Here is a 17,189-nt window from a genome sequence, read left to right as displayed (position 1 = left end):
TTACAGCAGAATTCAGGATTCAGAATTCAGGAGTCAGAATTCAGAAAACCCGTCGCTACTTGATTGGCAGCCAGAGTAATTACTAGCAGGGCATCAATCGAGGCGATCGCTATTCCTGATATTAATGCTATGAATAATCCTAAGTAAATATTACCTGTAGTTACCCGTAGCCTATCACTGATGATTAAGCTGATTGTTTGGATGTTCATCCTTTGTAACTGTAGGTGATACTGCCATTACCACACTTTGTTCTTGGGCTTGTATTTCCAGTAGTTGGGGAATCGTCACAAATCGATAGCCTTGCGCTTTCAAACCTGCGATCATTTCTGGTAAAGCCTTCACAGATTTGGAACGGTTGCCGCCCCCATCGTGCAACAGTACAATTGCACCTGGTTTTGCATATTTAAGCACATTTTTGACCAGCATCGGCACTTGAGGCGAACGACGTTCAGCATCTCCTGACTCTTCTGACCACATCATGACGGCATACTTCTTGTTTTTGGCATATTCGGCTAATCCATTATTCAAAAAGCCACCAGGGGGACGAAACAGAGTAGTTTTCTCTCCAGTAGTCTTGTAAATGATCTCTGCTGTGCGATCAATTTCACTAGCCGCAGTCGCTAAGTCCATCTGGCGATACCAATGATGCCATGTGTGATTGCCAATTACATGACCATCAGCAGCCACTTGCTTGGCAACTTGGGGAAAATATTTCACCATTTCTCCAACCATGAAGAATGTCGCTTTGATTTGATTTTTCTTCAAAATTTCTAAAATCTGTGCCGTATTTTTGGGGCCAGGGCCATCATCAAAGCTCAAGGCGATGACTTTCTCATTTGCTTTTAGTTTCGCTTGATAAACGATTGTTCCCTGAAATTCCTTTGGCACTTCATTCATCTGGTTTATTGCTGGGGAAACAGCCTGTGCAGATGCACTCATCACCCTACCTAAACCCGCTCTCGTATTCTTGCTTTTTGGTGTTTGAATTCCCAACAGATGGTTAAATCTAGTTGTGCCTACAAGCAGACTGATACCCAAAGTACTAACACCAGTAAGCAATATAATGATTGCTACTTTCAAACTTAGAGCTAATTTATAACTGGACACATTAAATCTCCTTAAATATTAGTCATTGGGCAATTCAATATTGGATTTTGGTGAAGCAGCGCGGGAACAGGGGAGCCAGTACGTTGGGGAGCCAGCGCCGTGGGCGGGTTTCCCGACTTGAGGCGACTGGTGTCCGGCGAGCCACTCTTGCTGCATCTGGCGTGGTTTCCCCCATGAGTGACTGCACCAAGCCGTCCCTTGCGCGTCTCCCCTTGGGAGAAGGGATTGACGATTTTGGATTAAATTTCAATTCTTTAATCCCAAATCTAAAATCTAAAATTCTCATTCCCCCTCATCTCCCTCTTATCTAATTCGCACTCGGTTGTAAATTAATATATCTGCTGCTAAAAGAAAAAAGAATGAAATACCCCGAAACATCCCAACTAAAGTTAAAGGAAGTCCCAATTTACAGCTATTTTCAGGTAAATAGACCACGCGGTAAGGGCACAGAAAAAGCTCATTGGTGTCAACTTAAGGTGAAAGTTAGTCTAGAAGCAGCATTTAGAGATTGTCTCGTTGTCTCGTTCCCAGTCTCCGACTGGGAATGCATTCCGAGAGGCTCCGCCTCAAGACTTGCGGCAGAGCCGCGATGATCTGCATTTCCAGCCTCTGGCTGGAAACGAGGTTTTAAAAGGGTTTTGGCTTAAGTTTACACCAATGAGCATTGCTGTGCCCCTACGACATATGCGGTTCAAATACATGAAAACTGCTGTAATAGAGTTAGCCAAATTGTGCGTAGGTAATCGCTCTTTAATCCCACCATACACCGCAACTTTGGGACTCGCACCAACTACCCGCACGCTGAAACCAAAAAACGATAAATATTTAATATAAAAGCATTCAACATAAAAATCACCATTAGGTGATGTGGGGCACGATCGCTGTCTTCGGTGCCAGAAATCCCAGTATTCATCCGCTTATAGCCTCCCACATCACACGCAACACTATCTAATGTTACTCTTGAGACTCCTCAGATATAGGTTCTGATTCGGTTTCAAGTTCTTCTGTTTTGACTTTGGCTGGAGGTTTAACCGGTTTTGGGCCACGCGCTAGGGCAGGATTCCCCGGCTGCCTGTTATCATCCCCATAGTTGGATGCTTTTTTCTCTGTGCCAGACGAACGATTACGGCTCGGTTTTGAGCTTTTGGGGTTGGATTCAATCGGAGATATAGAATCCGACTTTTCGGAATTGTTGTCAGTACTTCCTTGGGACTGACGTTCCGATTTCTTGATTGGGCGTTCTACCATTGTTGATTTTTGTAAGTTTATCTTTTATCTTTATGCTACATCGGTTTGGTGACTATCAAGCTGTTAAGTAGCATTTTTTAAAGATTTTATCAGAAAAAAATTTAGTAGTCAGTAGTCAGAATTCAGAATTGAAATATGAAAATGGGTGCGTTACCGATAGCTGAACGCACCCGACAACTATTGAACGCACCCCAACTAAATCAAAGATTATAGTTGAGGGTTCTTTCGCTTTAAAGCCTTCTGACTTCTGGGCGTTACCAGGGATACTGGCGTTCTCAGTGTGTCGTGGGAACTTTTGACGTGCGTTCACCCTAGTAAAAAGTATTATTAACATAATGACTTTTTACTGGTTATAGATAATTAGTGAAATTGGTCTATGTCTCCAGATATAAAGCTTTTGCAGTACCGCAAAAACTAATTATTAGAATGATAACATGAAAGAAGAATTGTTACTTCGTGCAATAATATTTATTTCGCTAACCCCACCTTAAATGTAGATATTTTTTAGTATTTTTAGGTGGGGACTGCGCTCAACATTTTTGTTCAACAAAATCAGGTCGTGCCTGTTGCATTGATTTTAACTTTGACTCTAAAACTGTCCAATTTTCTTGCTCAATTAAGTTAGTCAACTCATCGAGATTGTGACGATATTGTTGCAGCGATCGCAGCAATGCTTGACGATTATATCGCGCCATCATCACGCCCAACTCTGGATTCCCACCACCGACACGACTGGTATCCCGAAAACCTGAACTAGCTAACTTTTGGGCTAATTGCAAAACATCGGGGTCAGTTTCACTCAAACAAGCCGCAATTAAGGAGGAACTGACCATTACAGGTAAATGGGAAATCCAACTTACAGCGCAGTCATGTTGCTCTGGTTGACAATAGTAGATATTCGCTCCCAGCGATCGCACAATTTCTTCCACAACTGTAATTGCTGTAGTTGGTGTTGTACTTGTCGGTGTTAAGACATAAGGTTTATCGACAAATAAATACCGTTGTGCAGCTTCTATGCCACTGTCTGCTGTTCCCGCCATTGGATGACCGCCGATAAAATTATCCCAAAGTGGAGAAATCGCCTTAACTATCTGTGTTTTCGCCGAACCCACATCAGTCACAACGGTAGCGACAGACAAATGAGCGATCAACTGTTCAAATTGAGGCACAATAAGGGCTAGAGGTGTACAAATAAATACAACTTCTGCGGCGGCTAACAAGCTCAGATCAACTGATGCTTGATCAACACTGCCGAGGGCAACTGCCTTTTCACAGGTGGCTTCACGGCGACTGACTCCTAAGATATGATGTCCTTGCGATCGCAAATCAAAACCCAAAGATCCGCCGATCAGTCCCAATCCTAAAATCCCAATATTCATTTTTGATTTTGACATTCCGTTTTTTCTGACTTTACCAACTATTAAAGTTGGCATCCAAGGGGTAGCATCAATGACTGTAGAGGAATTACTGGAACAATACGCAGCCGGAGTCTTAAACTTTAGTGGTGTTGACCTCTCGGAAGCTAACCTGAGTGGGGCTAAACTCAGTGGCATCAATCTTAGCGATGCTAATTTGAGTATAGTCAACCTAAGTGGCGCGAATCTGAGTGAAGCTAACTTGAGCAATGCCAAGCTGAATGTAGCCAGACTGAGTGGCGCGAATCTGTGTAGCGCCATCTTGAACAACGCCACTCTCAACGTCGCTAATTTGATTCGAGCCGATCTGGGTCGCGCTCAACTTAGAGGAGCCTCGCTGATCCGCGCCGAATTAGTTCGCGCTGACCTGAGTCGCGCCGACTTATTGGAGGCTGACCTCACCAGTGCTGATTTACGAGAAGCGACACTCCGCCAAGCCAATCTCCGTCACGCTAACTTGAGTGGGGCTAACTTAAGAGGCGCTTCCTTGACGGGAGCTAACTTGGAGATGGCTAACTTAAATGCCAGTGACCTCAGTCGTTCTGACTTGAGCGGCGCAAATTTGCGAGATACCGAACTCAGACAAGCCAATTTCAGCCATGCTAACTTGAGCGGGGCAGATTTGAGCGGGGCGAACCTGCGGTGGGGAGATTTGAGCGGCGCGAATCTCCGATGGGCAGATTTGAGCGGCGCAAAATTGAGCGGGGCTAATTTAATTGGCGCAGATTTAAGCAATGCCAATTTAACGAATACGAGTTTAGTACACGCCAATTTAACTCAGGCAAAATTAATGAGAGCGGAATGGATCGGTGCTGACTTAACAGGAGCAACTTTAACTGGGGTAAAACTTTATGCCACCTCCAGGTTTGGTTTAAAAACCGAGGGGATGATTTGTGAATGGGTTGATCTTAGTCCCGCAGGCGATCGCTCCATTATCCAAAAGTTCGATTCGGAAGACTCACGAGATTTTTTTAACGAAACACCGCCAACAATTCGGATTATTGTTGATTCAGCCCTAGAACACGAAGCCAATTTTGCGATCGCTGGCGCTTACTATCAAATTGCTCAGGAATATCGGGGGCTGAAACAACCTCCAAGCATTGAAAGTGGGCATCGTCGAACTGTTTTCACATTTCATGTAGATAGCGATGAAGGATTATTTCCCACTGCTTACATTGTGATTCTTCCTTTTCTAGATGCCGCATCTACCCAAAAGAATATTTCCAGTATGGTGGAAATTATTAACAGTCAAGTTGTTGCGAACCAAGATTTAAAATTGCCCGATATGGTAAAACAATTAAATATTCTTGTAGAACAAGCCATGAGTCAGGCTACAACAATTAAACAGATGAAAAAAAATATCGAAGTAGCCGCAAAGTTAAATTTTTGCAAAGCCCCAACCCAAATAATTTTAACGAATTCTAGCGCCTACACTTTGATTGTCCATGACAATCCTCACTTTGGCAAAAGATTTATTAATCGTTCTGCCCTCAATGCTTCAGCTTATGATATATCCAGTGAATCAATAAAATATATATTACCTTCGTTAAATATGGTTATGGATTTTGTCAAAGGATTTCACTATATTAGTCATTAGTCATGGAGCCTGGGGCATTGGGCATTGGGCATGGGGCATTGGGCATTGGGCATTGGGTATTAGTTATTGGACAAATAACAAATGACAAATGACAAATGACAAACAAAAAATTTCTGGAGGATAAAAATGCGCGATACCTTTAATAAAATGATCGGTCGAAATCGCTATGTAGTCTTTCGCCTATTTCTGCACTTAGGAGGAGGCGAGGTAGCGCCAATTTTGGGAGTATTAAATAGTGCTGGACGGAATGCGATCGATGCCGATGGAGACTTAGAAGTTTTGGGAGAAGCATTGGTAGAAATTAGTCAAACCCTGCTGCAATACGATGAATATTGGCTTTCTGCTGCCAACGAAGGCGATGTATTTTGGGACGAAGGCGAGGCGGGAGATTACGTGAATGAATTATTTACTGACTCTGCCCAAAGATATCTCAGTGAACCAGATTACAGTTCGGACTCTGGATTGAATGAACCTTTATCTATACCTGTAACCCGCAACGTCATTGTGATTATTACAGTAGCTTACGAAGGAGAAATACCAGAGTTAGAAACTGATCTTTCTAATATTCAGTCGCTGAAGGAAGCTTTTAAAGCCTTAATCAATTTACACTACAAACATAAACTCCAGGCAATCCAAGTGCATTTCTCGCCAGCGCAGTTAGGCGATGAACTCACTAGCGATCAATTGTTGCAATATTACCCAGAATTGATTCCTTTGTAATCTGTTGGGTAGTCCGTACTTACTACTTACATCAAGAAATTGTTAAGCTCAGAGATAGGACAATAATCCAATGATCATGACCATAGTACGTAAATTTACAGCCGTTTTTTTAGCTCTGAGTTTGTGTCTGACAACTGTCGCTTGTGGAGGCGAAAACCAAACTAATTCTTCACCCAAGAACGTTAGCCAAACCTCTACTAACACCAAACTAAAGGACGGAGAGTATCAAATACAACAAGCTACTTATGACGATGCATGTGGTGAGTACAACCTGTTTTTACTTAACAATCAGCCCCCAACCTTTGCAACCGAAAATTTGCAAATGGCACGGTTAACTGATGATGAAATCAAGCAGGGTAAAAAAACCTATCTAAAGGTAGAAAAAGGACAACCGATTTTATATCTGACGGAAGACTTTAAAATTGAGTACGTCCACAACGTTACCGAGAATAAGACCAATCCCCAAACAGGACAACAAGAGACGGTTGTAGTCCGTCGAGAAAATAGCTTCTGGGCACCCTTTGCTGGGTCTGTGGCTGGTGCTGTGGCCGGTCAAGCACTTGGTAGTCTATTGTTTAGACCCCAATATTATGTACCCCCTGTCTATCAATCAGGGCAAGGATTAAGTGGTTTCGGTGGATATGGCCCAAGCTATGGTCAAGCAGTTCAAAACTATCAAACTCGCTACAATGCGCCACCCGCATCTGTGACAAATCGCACTGCATTCCGCAATACAGGGACAATTAGAAGGTCATATCCTGGAAATTCAACTATACGCAATACACCGCGTAGCACTACAGGTAATAACCGTCCTTCTGGTTCTGGTTTTGGTGGTAGTAACTTGCGACCCTCTGGTAACTCCAGCAATACCAGACGCAATTCTGGTAGTAGTTTTGGTAGTGGGCGTAGTTCAGCACCCCGCCGCTCAAGTGGTTTTGGCAGCAGACGCCGTTAGGAAATTCCAAAAAATAAATAGACTGCCTAAGAAGTTAAGGTAGTGTATTATACAAAGAAGCCGGAGGTAACGCATGGACTACACCACTGTACAGCATTAATTGGCAGTAGAGCGCACCGCAGGAGTGATTGCTTTTTTGTCACCAGCATGATACAATGCCAACTGCATTTACTGCATCACATCGGATGACAATGCATTAGCCATATAGGAGAGTCCTGCGATATCTACGATAAGCTCCGCTAACGCTCTGAAGGCAGACGGGTACGCCATCGCAGTCTTTATCTTTGGTTACGTTTTTTGAGCTTTTTTCTGTTGAGCGCTAACTGCTGAAGCCGCTCAATTTCTGTTAATACATCTTCGGGTTTGGTTTCCATTTCTAAGTCTGCAAGCTCACTATCCTCATCATTATCAATGCCCATTTTGTCTTGAATAGCATCAAGCATTTGTAATACTCGTGTGACTTCATGCTCAGTCAGTAGTGCAATCTGTAAATTTAAGTTGGCGCGATACTCACTTTCTTCACTAAGGCGGTTTTGACTAATTAGCACAAATGTTGACAGAAAAATTGCTTCCAGCGATACTATCATTGTCAACAGTCCGTAAGGAAATGGATCGAAGGGATGCACACCAATTTTTCCAGTGTTCAAAGCAATCCAAGCTCCAAACCAGACGATATGAACGTAAACAAAAACTATATGTCCTGAAAAAGACGTAATAGCATCGGCAATTTGGTCTTGTAAGCTTCGTTTCTTAGCAGCCTGAAGCCGAAGACGGATAATAGTGCGAATATTCCGTTCTATGACTTTAGACAGTAGTGGATTATCATCTTCAAAGTCTAAGTATTCTTTTTCCACTTCGTTCATGCCGCCTTGCTGCATAATTCTGATGTCCTGCAATCCATACCACTTTGAAAATATACTGAGAGTGAAAAAGCCCGTTTGATCAGGATTTTATCTGTAATTGTGTTCAGAAATCAGACAGAAATCCGACATTTGGGCTACAAATCAAAATCAAGGCTGAATGTTTCGCTATCAGGATTTTCTGGTTTAGAGTCTGGTGATAGCTCTTTAGTCGGCTGAATAAGTTTGTTATCTTCGGTAGTAATACCATTTCACATAAAGCCTGATACATATAGATTTCTCGTAGGGGCACAGCAATGCTGTGCCCCTACCAACGTATTTGTATCATTATTAAAGTAAAACGGTATAATCGGGGTAAAAGTTGGTGTCTGTGTAACTCTACGCAGTCGGGAATTTTCATAGTACCAGTGTACTGCTTTGAAACAAGCGATGCCGTTCGCGGAGCGTCTCGTAGAGAAGGCGGTAAACTACGCTCTAGGGGTGCAATTTTTCCTCATTTCACTAAGTTTTTTGAGTTGGAATAACTTTATGCACTCTTAATAGTAGACTATGACTTACGCAAAAACCCTCTCAAACTCTCATTCCTCCGTGACCTCTGCGTCCTCTGTGGTTCGTTTTCCGTTCCCTTTGCGTAAGTCCTATAGACATTGGCTAATGGAGGAGCAATGAAGCTATATTACATTCCCACAACAAGAGCAGTACGCCCCCGGTGGCTATTGGAAGAAATGGGAATTGCTTATGACTTAGTTCGAGTCAATATGACCATGACAAAACAATCAGAATATAAAGAACTGCACCCACACGGTAAAGTACCAGTCTTGGTAGACGGGGAAGTAACGATTTTTGAGTCTGCTGCTATTTGTACTTATCTTGCAGACAAATATATAGAGATGGGGTTTGCTCCACCGCTAGATAGTTCTGAACGTGCCGATTACCAGCAATGGCTTTTTTATGCCGTAGTTACCCTAGAGCCACCTGTTGAGCATTATATGTTTAATTTGCTGCCAAATCTGCCAGAAAAACTACTGCCGGGTTTTGTCAAGTCGGAAACTTCCCTGCAAGAATCTCGACAATGGTTTGACCGAGTTGCTCAACCTCTCAGAGAAGTATTGGTTGGCAAGAATTATTTAGTAGCAAATAGACTAACAACTGCTGATATTCTCACTGGAGGAGTTTTGCTGTGGGCTAAGAAGCTAGGAATGCTCTTAGATAATGACCCCCTGACTGAATATATCAATGGTTTGATGCAGCGACCTGCTTTTATGCGTGCCGATGAAGATTTTTATGCCAAGATAGCTCCCTAGTTTTTATCTGTTTTAGGCGATCGCTCCTTTTGACTTGTCCTCGCTTGTATTTTATGGGGGGCGATCGCTTCTTGCGTGCAACGTTTAATTTCATGACTGTGAGAAACGCAACTATTAACAGGGTTCCCATTTGCTCAGGTACGATCCCTAGCTTGGGCAAGAAAGCGCGATGGGCTACGCCCCGCCGTAGGCGCAATTTTTAGGTGACATTGGGAATATCAAAGAGCAAGTTCCTCAACCAAACCGATGAGTTTAGCGATTTTTGGCGAAGTTTAAAAATACCAAATTTAATACCTATTGCAGATTGATTTCACGTTCAAACTCCGACCTAAGAGGGTAGTTTTGCAAGACTGCTTAAACAATACAACAATGAATTTCACCCTTTGACTAATCCGATAGGGCAATGGCAAAAGCCGATCAATTGAGTCAATCTGTTTATAGATATTGTTGACCTATTGAGTCAAAAATTTCGGTTAATAATATCTAACCGTTTTGAGGTAAGTCAGATGAAACTAAAGATTTTAGCTACCGCAGCATTAGTAAGTACGATTTGCTATGCCATTCCGGTGCAAGCTGCAAATCCTGCCCATGTTAGACAGTTACTAAAAACGGGGAAATGCCCGGGGTGTGAATTGGCAGGAGCAGACCTGCGTTCGGCTCATTTAATTGGCGCTGACTTAAGAAATGCTAATTTGAAGGGAGCTAACTTAAGAAATGCCAATTTAGAAGGTGCTGATCTAACTAGTGCTAATCTGACTGGTGCCAACTTGAGCCAAGTATTTGCAAGTGATATTGACTTAAGCGCTACTAATTTAACAAATGCCAAGCTGACTAATGCCAAGCTGACTAATGCAAACTTGGAGGGTGCTGTATTGGCTGGGGTTGATCTCAAGGAAGTTATACTCTACTGAGGGGTTATCGGCAAGCTACGCCCTTCAGAATTTACTAACCGTTTGGAGACAACAAGAAGAGCAAAGTAATATAAAAGTAATTTGATTGCGATCGCCCCTAATTCAAGCGAGGAAAAAATAGCATCAGGGAAGATGAATCTGACGAGAATATCATCACCTTCTGAGTAGAATAAGCGATCGCTTTCCGCTTCGTTGGTAGCTGGGGCAATGACAAGATATAAGAAGTGCGATGGCGTACCCGCCCGCCGCAGGCATCGGACTGACAACACTCCACCCTCTACTTGTTCCACGGTAGCTTTGTCCCCATTTCGGTCAATGCCGAGAACACCAGATATAGCAACCGCCAAGGCGGTTTCGGCATCAACTAGAAATAGTTTCTTTGCTTTTGCCTTGGAGCGCGATCGCGCTCCAAGGCAATATTTCCTCTTTGAATATCGAAACTGCATTACTGACTGAGGAGTAACTTAACCGGCGTTTGTGTCTATTCCTCTTGCATTATTGCTGCCAATAACGGAATCAAGCCAAAAAGTGACCAATAATTCAGATTTCCATTGGTAATGAACCCACAATTATTAATAGGGGTTGCGACTGTATTCCCTGGTGATTCCAGCTTTGAATCGGAAGAATTGGCTGGTATCGGCTTTGTTGTGGCCAATGTTAGAAAGTTTGATGGTTGTAAATGAACATAGGAATAATCGAGTCTTACAATAGCGGATTTTTAGAAGTTGTACCAGAGGGTGAAGACAGCGATTATTGGCAGATTGCAGCTATACACATCAATGGCCAAGCCTACTGCCCTACTCCTGTGCTTTATCGATCAGAAAAAGTGGCACTAGCGCAAGCTGCACAAATTTATGATTGGCTAGCTGACCACGAAGGAGAAATCAGTAATGGGGCTTACAACTGCTTCCAATTGAAACTCATTTTATGGCAGCAACCTAAAGTATCTTAGTTGACCTTGTATCAATAGCTGCTGAGAGCAAGCCTGTAGTCCCTACCTTAAGAGTAGGGATTTTGTTTGTAAGTGCGACGGTTTTTCCTCGAAAAGAATTTTATGGGGGTAAGCTAAAACACATCTAATTTGCATATTAAAATCTTATGTGCATACCCACACGGCACAGTGACCCCTAATTGTCTTGCTGATTTTCTGGCGAGTAAGGAACACCTAACCCCTGTGGTGGTATAGATTTACCAGCTAATCCTAGTAATGCAAATAAAGCGATCGCGTATGGTAACATGACTAAAAATTGATAAGGAATATTTGCACCTAGTGCTTGAATTCGTAACTGTAAAGCTTCCGTAGCACCAAATAAAAAACAAGCCAAAGTACTACCTAAAGGATGCCACCTACCAAAAATTAAGGCTGCGATCGCAATAAATCCTTTACCTGCACTCATCCCTTCGGTAAAAAATTTTATTTGCACCAAAGTCAGATCAGCCCCTCCTAAACTGGCAAGACAACCACTGACTACTACAGCCAAATATCGCACCTTTGATACTGAAAGCCCAGCCGTGGCAGCAGCTTGGGGATATTCCCCCACTGCCCGCAAAGTCAGCCCAAAGCTAGTATGAAAGAAAATATAGATACTGACAGCAACTAGAGTTATCAGTAAATATACAAGAGCATCTTCCTGGAATAACAGAGATCCAAGTATAGGTATGTTTGCAAGACCAGGAATGACCATAGGCTCAATTCCTGGTAATCTTTGAGTACTACTGCCATTAAATACTAACCGCGCTAAAAACGATGTCAGCCCCGCAGCTACCAGATTAATCGCTAACCCTGATACCAACTGATTAACATATAAAGTGACACACAGAAAAGCGTGAAGTAAACCGACTAATCCCCCAGCAATCAACGCACAGAGAACACCAAACCAAGGGTTGCCAGTATAAAAGGTAGCGGCTGCACTGGAAAAAGCACCAGTTATTAACATCCCTTCGAGGGCAATATTTAGCACCCCCGACCGTTCCGAGTACATTCCACCAAGGGCAGCAAATGCTAGGGGTACTGCTAAACTTAAACTAGCAACTAAGTAATCAGAGAAGAAGTTAAGGTTATTCATAGTTATTTTTTTAATGCAGAGGAACGCTAAGGGAAGCGCAGAGTATCGCAGAGAAACTTCCGCGTTAAACCTCAGCGTTAGTTTGCGTTTTTATTCGTCTTTCTATGGCGAGGCTGATGGCAATAAATAACACAGTTAATCCTTGAATTGCATAAATTATAGTCACTGGCACACCAGCACTACGTTGCATGACATTTGCACCACTACGCAAGGCGGCAAAAAATAAAGAAGTCAACACTACACCGCCAATACTACCGCGACTTAAAAAAGCGATCGCCACAGCATCAAACCCATAACCAGATGACACCTGTTCAAATAAGCGGTACTTCAACCCCATCACCTCAGATGCACCCGCTAACCCGGCTAAACCACCTGCTAACGCCATCACTAGCATGATCGTATTTTTGACCGAAATCCGCGCATAATGGGCTGCTGTAGGGTTAAAACCAACGGCGGCGATTTGGTATCCTAGAGGCGATCGCATTAATAATACCCACAATATTCCGGCTGCCATTAACGCCAGTATTATCCCCGCATGGGCTAAACTTTGGGGTAAAATAATCGGTAACTGTGCTTCTTTAGCAATTAATGGCGAATAAGGACTAGGGGAAGCTGGTGCTTTTAGGGGGTTTTGCACTAAGTAGCTAACTAAATTCACCGCGATGTAATTCAGTAATAGAGTAGTGATGACTTCATTGATTCCCCGTACTGCTTTGAGATAACCGGGTATCCAACCCCAAACCGCACCAAAGAGAAATCCCGCGAGAAGTGCTAAGGGAATGTGTATGACAGCAGGTATTCCTTGCACATATAACCCAATTAAAGTACTACCCAACGCGCCGAGATAAATTTGTCCTTCGCCACCGATATTAAATTGACCAGCCCGCAATGCGACTAATACCCCTAAACTGGTGAATAATAGGGGTGTCATTTTGGTGAGGGTGTTACCAAACCCAAAGTAAGTAGTTAGGGATTCTTGAAATAAAGCTGTGTAGGCGGTGATGGGATTTGCCCCAGCGATTAATATGAGGATGGCACCGACGAGGAGAGCAGAGGCGATCGCTATGAGCGGTGATAGGATTGGTAATTGTATAAATCGAATCCAATGATTTTTCATCGTCTCCCCGCGTCTTTGGCGCAATTTGATGTTTTACTGGCTCACAATAGTCAGGATAAGCCACAGGTGAGAGCGATTGCTAATGAACTTAAGCAGCGTGGTTTAAAGCTGTGGTTAGACGAAGAGCAAATTCTTCGTCCAGGAAGTTCTTTTCAACAAGAAATTCTACAAGCAATCCCATTAGTTAAAACAGCGGCTATATTTATTGGTGTCAAGAGGTTAGGGCGTTGGCAGGTTTTGGAATTAGAGTCACTGGTACAAGAATGTGTAGAAAATAATATACACATAATTCCTGTTTTGCTTCCTGATGTTAGTATGATTCCTGAAAATCTGCGATTTTTGCGACGTTATAGATTTGTCAGTTTTCTCCAGCAAGTCAGTGATGTTGAAGCGTTGAACTTATTGGAATGGGGCATTACCGGAAGAAGACCAGAACGAAAACTGGAGCCAAACCAAGTTATTCAAACTAATGTAATTAAAACTGATGATCTCAGTTCTGATAAGGCAGTAGACTACACGCGATTGCGGAATTTGTTAATAGCAGGGGAGTGGAAAGAAGCCGATGCGGAAACTCTAGCTGTCATGCTCAAGGCATTTGGGAGAGAAGCGGAAGCCTATCTTGATTACCGATCCATCAATAATTTTCCCTGTACTGACTTACGCACTATAGACCAACTTTGGGTAAAATACAGCAATGGGCGCTTTGGCTTTAGTGTGCAAAAGCGTATCTGGGAGAGCGTCGGGGGAAATCCTTATGCGATTCTGTATGAAACATTTGAACATTTTGGCGATCGCGTAGGATGGAGAGTGGAAAAAGACTGGATCGATAATGAGGGTGTAAATTTTAGCACTTCAGCACCAGAGGGACACTTACCCTACTCCATCTTAGAGGTACACTTCCAGATGGAAATATGCTTCTTCTCTCGCGCAAAGACTTGTAAAGTGTAACATTTAAACACTTCAGACTTTTATAAATATTTTTAACAGGGTGGTTTTCTACGAAATAATCGACATTTCAGGAATCCGATACCTGGCACTGGTGGTTGATATTCGGTTGAAAGAGCTTCTACATATTCAATAACTGTCTGAAAAGATACAGGGTTGCTCATTGACAGTGTTGATATCTTTGAAAAATTCAATACTTTTTAATTTTATACCATTTCTCTATAACAATAAGCTCAATCACTTATGGATTACGGCAATGCGATCACTCTTATGAGCATTAATTTATTGATTCTCTATTTGTCCCCCAGCCATCAATAAACCAATCTCCTCTAATGTCGCTGTCTGTGCATCCAAAATAGCGACAAACTCTCCTCTGTAGATTACGGCAATGCGAGCGCTCATTGCCATCACTTGTTCTAACTCTATAGAAATATACAAGATTGCGGCACCGCGATCGCGTTGTGCTAACAACTGAGAATGAACTGCGGCTGTCGCTCCGACATCTAATCCCCGTGTGGGTTGCATCGCTATAATTAAATTTGGTTCTCCCGCCAATTCTCTCGCCAATACTACCTTTTGTTGATTTCCCCCCGATAGTTGGCTTACCTTGATATCTTCCGCAGTCGCCCGAATATCAAATTCTTCCATGACAACTTGAGCATAATTTTTGATTACTAGTGGTTGTAATAAAAAATTGCGGCAGAATGGCAAGTTTTTAAAAGCATTCAAAATCAAGTTTTGGGCAATGCTAAACTGCAACACCAAACCCATTTTTTGCCGATCTTCAGGAATGTAACCTATTCTCTGACGAGTACAGGAGCTACTAAACTCAATCTTACCCTTGTTAATAGTTCTTAAACCTGCGATCGCATCAGCTAATTCTCGTTGTCCATTGCCATCTACACCAGCAATTCCTAAAATTTCCCCAGCCCGTAATTGAAATGAAACATTGCGGACAGCAGGAATATTTCTATCATCAACAACTTGCAAATTTTGTACCGATGCTATCACTTTTCCCGGTACAGATGCAGATTTATTCACTTGTAAAGCTACTTCGCGTCCCACCATCAATTCTGCTAATTGCTGAGGAGTTACTTCTTTAGCTGTCGTTGTCGCTACTACTTTACCTCGTCGTAATACTGTGACTGTATCGCAGAGATTGATTACCTCTTCTAACTTGTGGCTAATAAAAATAATCGTCTTGCCAGCCGCCGCCAGTTGTCGCAAGATATTAATTAATGATTCAACTTCTGTTGGTGTCAAAACTGCTGTTGGTTCATCGAGAATTAATAGTTGGGCTTGGCGATATAACACTTTGAGAATTTCTACTCGCTGTTGTGTCCCTACTGGTAAATTTTCTATTTTATCTGTAGGGTCAATTTCTAGCCCATAAGTTTGGGATAAAGCCGCAATTTCTCCTTGTTTTTGCCGCAGATTTAAGCACCAACTATTTTCTCTACCCAGGATGATATTTTCGATAACAGTTAACTTAGGCACAAGCATAAAATGTTGATATACCATGCCTATCCCTAGTTTGATTGCGCCCTTTGGAGAGGTAATTTTTACTGGTTTATCTTCTAGATAAATTTTTCCAGTATCAGGTTGATATAGACCACTAATAATGTTCATCAAAGTCGTCTTCCCTGCACCATTCTCACCTAAAATCCCATGAATTTTACCAGCATCAACACTGAAGCTAATATTCTGATTAGCAACAAATGAGTTAAAGCATTTACTAATATTTTCTAAACGTAAATACATTGAGGTTCATGCTTTTTTGACACAACGGGTATCTTTACCAGCTTCCTGACAATTTTCAAAGATAATTTTTTTATCGACAATTGCCTGTTGTACTTTCAAAGCATTTTGTTTAACTGTTTCCGGTACTGCTGCCCCAAATTTACCTAAATATAATATATCTTTTCTTTCTAAACCTATAGTATATATCTGCCCTTTGAGTTGTTTTTGTTTTGCGAGTTCTGCTAAATAAGCTATTGCTATATCTAATCGTTTAACTGCACTTGTTAACACTGCTTTGGGAGCAACATCTAATTGGTCTTTTGTATTACCAAAAGCATAAACTCCTCGATCGCTCGCTGCTTGTAAAACTGCGGCTGAAGAACTATCTAACCATTGATAAATTACATCAGCACCCGAAGAAATTAAGGCAAGTGTAGCTGATTTTGCCTTAGCAACGTCATTCCAATCACCTAGAAATGTAGAAGTAATTTGAATATTGGGTTTAACTGATTTGGCTCCTAATTTAAATCCCCGTAGTTCTTCTTGGGTAGCGGGGAATTCTTGTCCAGCAATATAAGCTAATTTATTAGATTTAGTGATAGCCGCGCCAATAATGCCACATAAATAACTACCTTGCAAATGATCTATTCGCAAAGAGGCAATATTTTTTCCCTTGTTATTACCATTTACACCCACAAAAAATGTATTGGGAAATTGTGGAGCAACTTGCTCTATGGCTGCATCAAATTGTCCACCGTGGGCGAATATAACATTATAACCCTTGCGGGCAAAGTCTGTTAATGCTTCTGTTTGATCTGCTTGGGCGACTTGTTCGAGATATGCAACTTCTGCACCCAGCTTTTGTTTTGCAAGGGTTAAGCCTTCGTAACCAGACTGATTCCAAGCTTGATCAGTGATCATTCCAGGGAGTGCGATCGCAATTTTAAAACCTTCCCCACTACTGCTAACTGTTGGTGTCGTGCTTTGATTGCTCCTGCAAGCTTTCAGTAATAGGCTAGTAGCGAAAGTAGCTGAACCATACAAAACAAATTTACGTCGAGGAAAATATAGTATCATATGCTACCTGATCATATATGATCATTTTAGTGAAGAAGGCAACTTGGCTGATATCCTATCACTGTTACAATGCCTATTACCGCAGATAAACGCTCTCACAACGACAACTCAAAACCCATAAACAGCC

Annotated in this window: 19 protein-coding genes; 8 read left to right on the top strand and 11 right to left on the bottom strand. The window is 42.2% G+C overall.

Annotation, left to right across the window (positions count from 1 at the left end; all coding sequences use genetic code 11):
• Positions 1 to 26 precede the first annotated feature (26 nt).
• From V7L05_RS29085 to V7L05_RS29075, 3 genes are read right to left on the bottom strand one after another with little or no spacing between them, the layout of a single operon-like run.
• The gene (locus V7L05_RS29085; RefSeq protein ID WP_335169371.1) at positions 27 to 209 is read right to left on the bottom strand and encodes a hypothetical protein; all 183 of its coding nucleotides are present in this window, start codon (positions 207 to 209) and stop codon (positions 27 to 29) included.
• Positions 175 to 1,107, bottom strand: coding sequence for a polysaccharide deacetylase family protein (locus tag V7L05_RS29080; RefSeq protein WP_335169370.1), 933 nt, complete (start codon positions 1,105 to 1,107; stop codon positions 175 to 177). The genes V7L05_RS29085 and V7L05_RS29080 overlap by 35 nt, the downstream gene beginning before the upstream one ends.
• 34 nt (positions 1,108 to 1,141) lie before the next feature.
• Entirely contained in the window at positions 1,142 to 1,393 is a 252-nt protein-coding gene (locus V7L05_RS29075; RefSeq protein ID WP_335169369.1) for a hypothetical protein, read from the bottom strand.
• A 230-nt stretch (positions 1,394 to 1,623) separates the two neighbouring features.
• On the opposite strand from V7L05_RS29075, the gene V7L05_RS29070 reads away from it, so the two are divergent.
• Positions 1,624 to 1,941, top strand: coding sequence for a hypothetical protein (locus V7L05_RS29070; protein WP_335169367.1), 318 nt, complete (start codon positions 1,624 to 1,626; stop codon positions 1,939 to 1,941).
• A gap of 120 nt (positions 1,942 to 2,061) precedes the next feature.
• On the opposite strand, the gene V7L05_RS29065 is transcribed toward V7L05_RS29070, so the two are convergent.
• Entirely contained in the window at positions 2,062 to 2,355 is a 294-nt protein-coding gene (locus V7L05_RS29065) for a hypothetical protein (RefSeq protein WP_335169366.1), read from the bottom strand.
• A gap of 530 nt (positions 2,356 to 2,885) precedes the next feature.
• On the bottom strand, positions 2,886 to 3,734 hold the full coding sequence (locus tag V7L05_RS29060) for a prephenate/arogenate dehydrogenase (protein ID WP_335169389.1): 849 nt from the start codon (positions 3,732 to 3,734) through the stop codon (positions 2,886 to 2,888).
• A 70-nt stretch (positions 3,735 to 3,804) separates the two neighbouring features.
• Between V7L05_RS29060 and V7L05_RS29055 the strand changes: the two genes are divergently transcribed.
• The 3 genes from V7L05_RS29055 (at position 3,805) to V7L05_RS29045 (ending at position 7,042) form a co-directional block, all read left to right on the top strand.
• The gene (locus V7L05_RS29055) at positions 3,805 to 5,367 is read left to right on the top strand and encodes a pentapeptide repeat-containing protein (protein ID WP_335169364.1); all 1,563 of its coding nucleotides are present in this window, start codon (positions 3,805 to 3,807) and stop codon (positions 5,365 to 5,367) included.
• 126 nt (positions 5,368 to 5,493) lie between these two features.
• Positions 5,494 to 6,087, top strand: a complete 594-nt coding sequence (locus V7L05_RS29050; RefSeq protein WP_335169363.1) for a DUF1517 domain-containing protein — start codon at positions 5,494 to 5,496, stop codon at positions 6,085 to 6,087.
• Between the two features lie 70 nt (positions 6,088 to 6,157).
• Complete coding sequence (locus V7L05_RS29045; protein ID WP_335169361.1) at positions 6,158 to 7,042, top strand: hypothetical protein; 885 nt, start codon at positions 6,158 to 6,160, stop codon at positions 7,040 to 7,042.
• 278 nt (positions 7,043 to 7,320) lie between these two features.
• On the opposite strand, the gene V7L05_RS29040 is transcribed toward V7L05_RS29045, so the two are convergent.
• Positions 7,321 to 7,920 (bottom strand): DUF1003 domain-containing protein, encoded by a 600-nt coding sequence (locus V7L05_RS29040; RefSeq protein ID WP_335169360.1) that lies wholly within the window; start codon positions 7,918 to 7,920, stop codon positions 7,321 to 7,323.
• A 647-nt stretch (positions 7,921 to 8,567) separates the two neighbouring features.
• Between V7L05_RS29040 and V7L05_RS29035 the strand changes: the two genes are divergently transcribed.
• Both V7L05_RS29035 and V7L05_RS29030 read left to right on the top strand, forming a co-directional pair.
• Positions 8,568 to 9,206: a glutathione S-transferase family protein gene (locus tag V7L05_RS29035; RefSeq protein WP_335169358.1), complete on the top strand. Its 639-nt coding sequence runs from the start codon at positions 8,568 to 8,570 to the stop codon at positions 9,204 to 9,206.
• 506 nt (positions 9,207 to 9,712) lie between these two features.
• The gene (locus V7L05_RS29030) at positions 9,713 to 10,117 is read left to right on the top strand and encodes a pentapeptide repeat-containing protein (protein WP_335169357.1); all 405 of its coding nucleotides are present in this window, start codon (positions 9,713 to 9,715) and stop codon (positions 10,115 to 10,117) included.
• On the opposite strand, the gene V7L05_RS29025 is transcribed toward V7L05_RS29030, so the two are convergent.
• Positions 10,111 to 10,563 carry a hypothetical protein gene (locus V7L05_RS29025; RefSeq protein ID WP_335169356.1) on the bottom strand — a complete coding sequence of 151 codons (453 nt, stop codon included), beginning with the start codon at positions 10,561 to 10,563 and terminating at the stop codon, positions 10,111 to 10,113. The two genes, V7L05_RS29030 and V7L05_RS29025, sit on opposite strands and share 7 nt — an antisense overlap.
• A 233-nt stretch (positions 10,564 to 10,796) precedes the next feature.
• Between V7L05_RS29025 and V7L05_RS29020 the strand changes: the two genes are divergently transcribed.
• A complete protein-coding gene (locus tag V7L05_RS29020; RefSeq protein WP_335169354.1) occupies positions 10,797 to 11,069 on the top strand; it encodes a hypothetical protein in 273 nt (90 codons plus the stop codon).
• Positions 11,070 to 11,244: 175 nt separating this feature from the next.
• Here V7L05_RS29020 and V7L05_RS29015 read toward each other — a convergent pair whose 3' ends face one another.
• Together V7L05_RS29015 and V7L05_RS29010 are read right to left on the bottom strand one after the other, a co-directional pair.
• Positions 11,245 to 12,183 carry an ABC transporter permease gene (locus V7L05_RS29015; RefSeq protein WP_335169352.1) on the bottom strand — a complete coding sequence of 313 codons (939 nt, stop codon included), beginning with the start codon at positions 12,181 to 12,183 and terminating at the stop codon, positions 11,245 to 11,247.
• Between the two features lie 64 nt (positions 12,184 to 12,247).
• Positions 12,248 to 13,300, bottom strand: a complete 1,053-nt coding sequence (locus V7L05_RS29010) for an ABC transporter permease (protein WP_335169351.1) — start codon at positions 13,298 to 13,300, stop codon at positions 12,248 to 12,250.
• Between V7L05_RS29010 and V7L05_RS29005 the strand changes: the two genes are divergently transcribed.
• The gene (locus V7L05_RS29005) at positions 13,289 to 14,248 is read left to right on the top strand and encodes a GUN4 domain-containing protein (protein ID WP_335169349.1); all 960 of its coding nucleotides are present in this window, start codon (positions 13,289 to 13,291) and stop codon (positions 14,246 to 14,248) included. The genes V7L05_RS29010 and V7L05_RS29005 overlap by 12 nt on opposite strands.
• Positions 14,249 to 14,527: 279 nt before the next feature.
• Here the strand turns inward: V7L05_RS29005 and V7L05_RS29000 are convergent, their stop codons facing one another.
• Entirely contained in the window at positions 14,528 to 16,006 is a 1,479-nt protein-coding gene (locus tag V7L05_RS29000) for an ABC transporter ATP-binding protein (protein WP_335169348.1), read from the bottom strand.
• A 6-nt stretch (positions 16,007 to 16,012) separates the two neighbouring features.
• Positions 16,013 to 17,062, bottom strand: coding sequence for a BMP family protein (locus V7L05_RS28995; protein WP_335169346.1), 1,050 nt, complete (start codon positions 17,060 to 17,062; stop codon positions 16,013 to 16,015).
• Positions 17,063 to 17,189 lie beyond the last annotated feature (127 nt).

It is taken from the genome of Nostoc sp. (assembly GCF_036917755.1).
GTDB lineage: Bacteria > Cyanobacteriota > Cyanobacteriia > Cyanobacteriales > Nostocaceae > Nostoc.
This window is presented reverse-complemented; position numbering and strand designations above follow the sequence as displayed.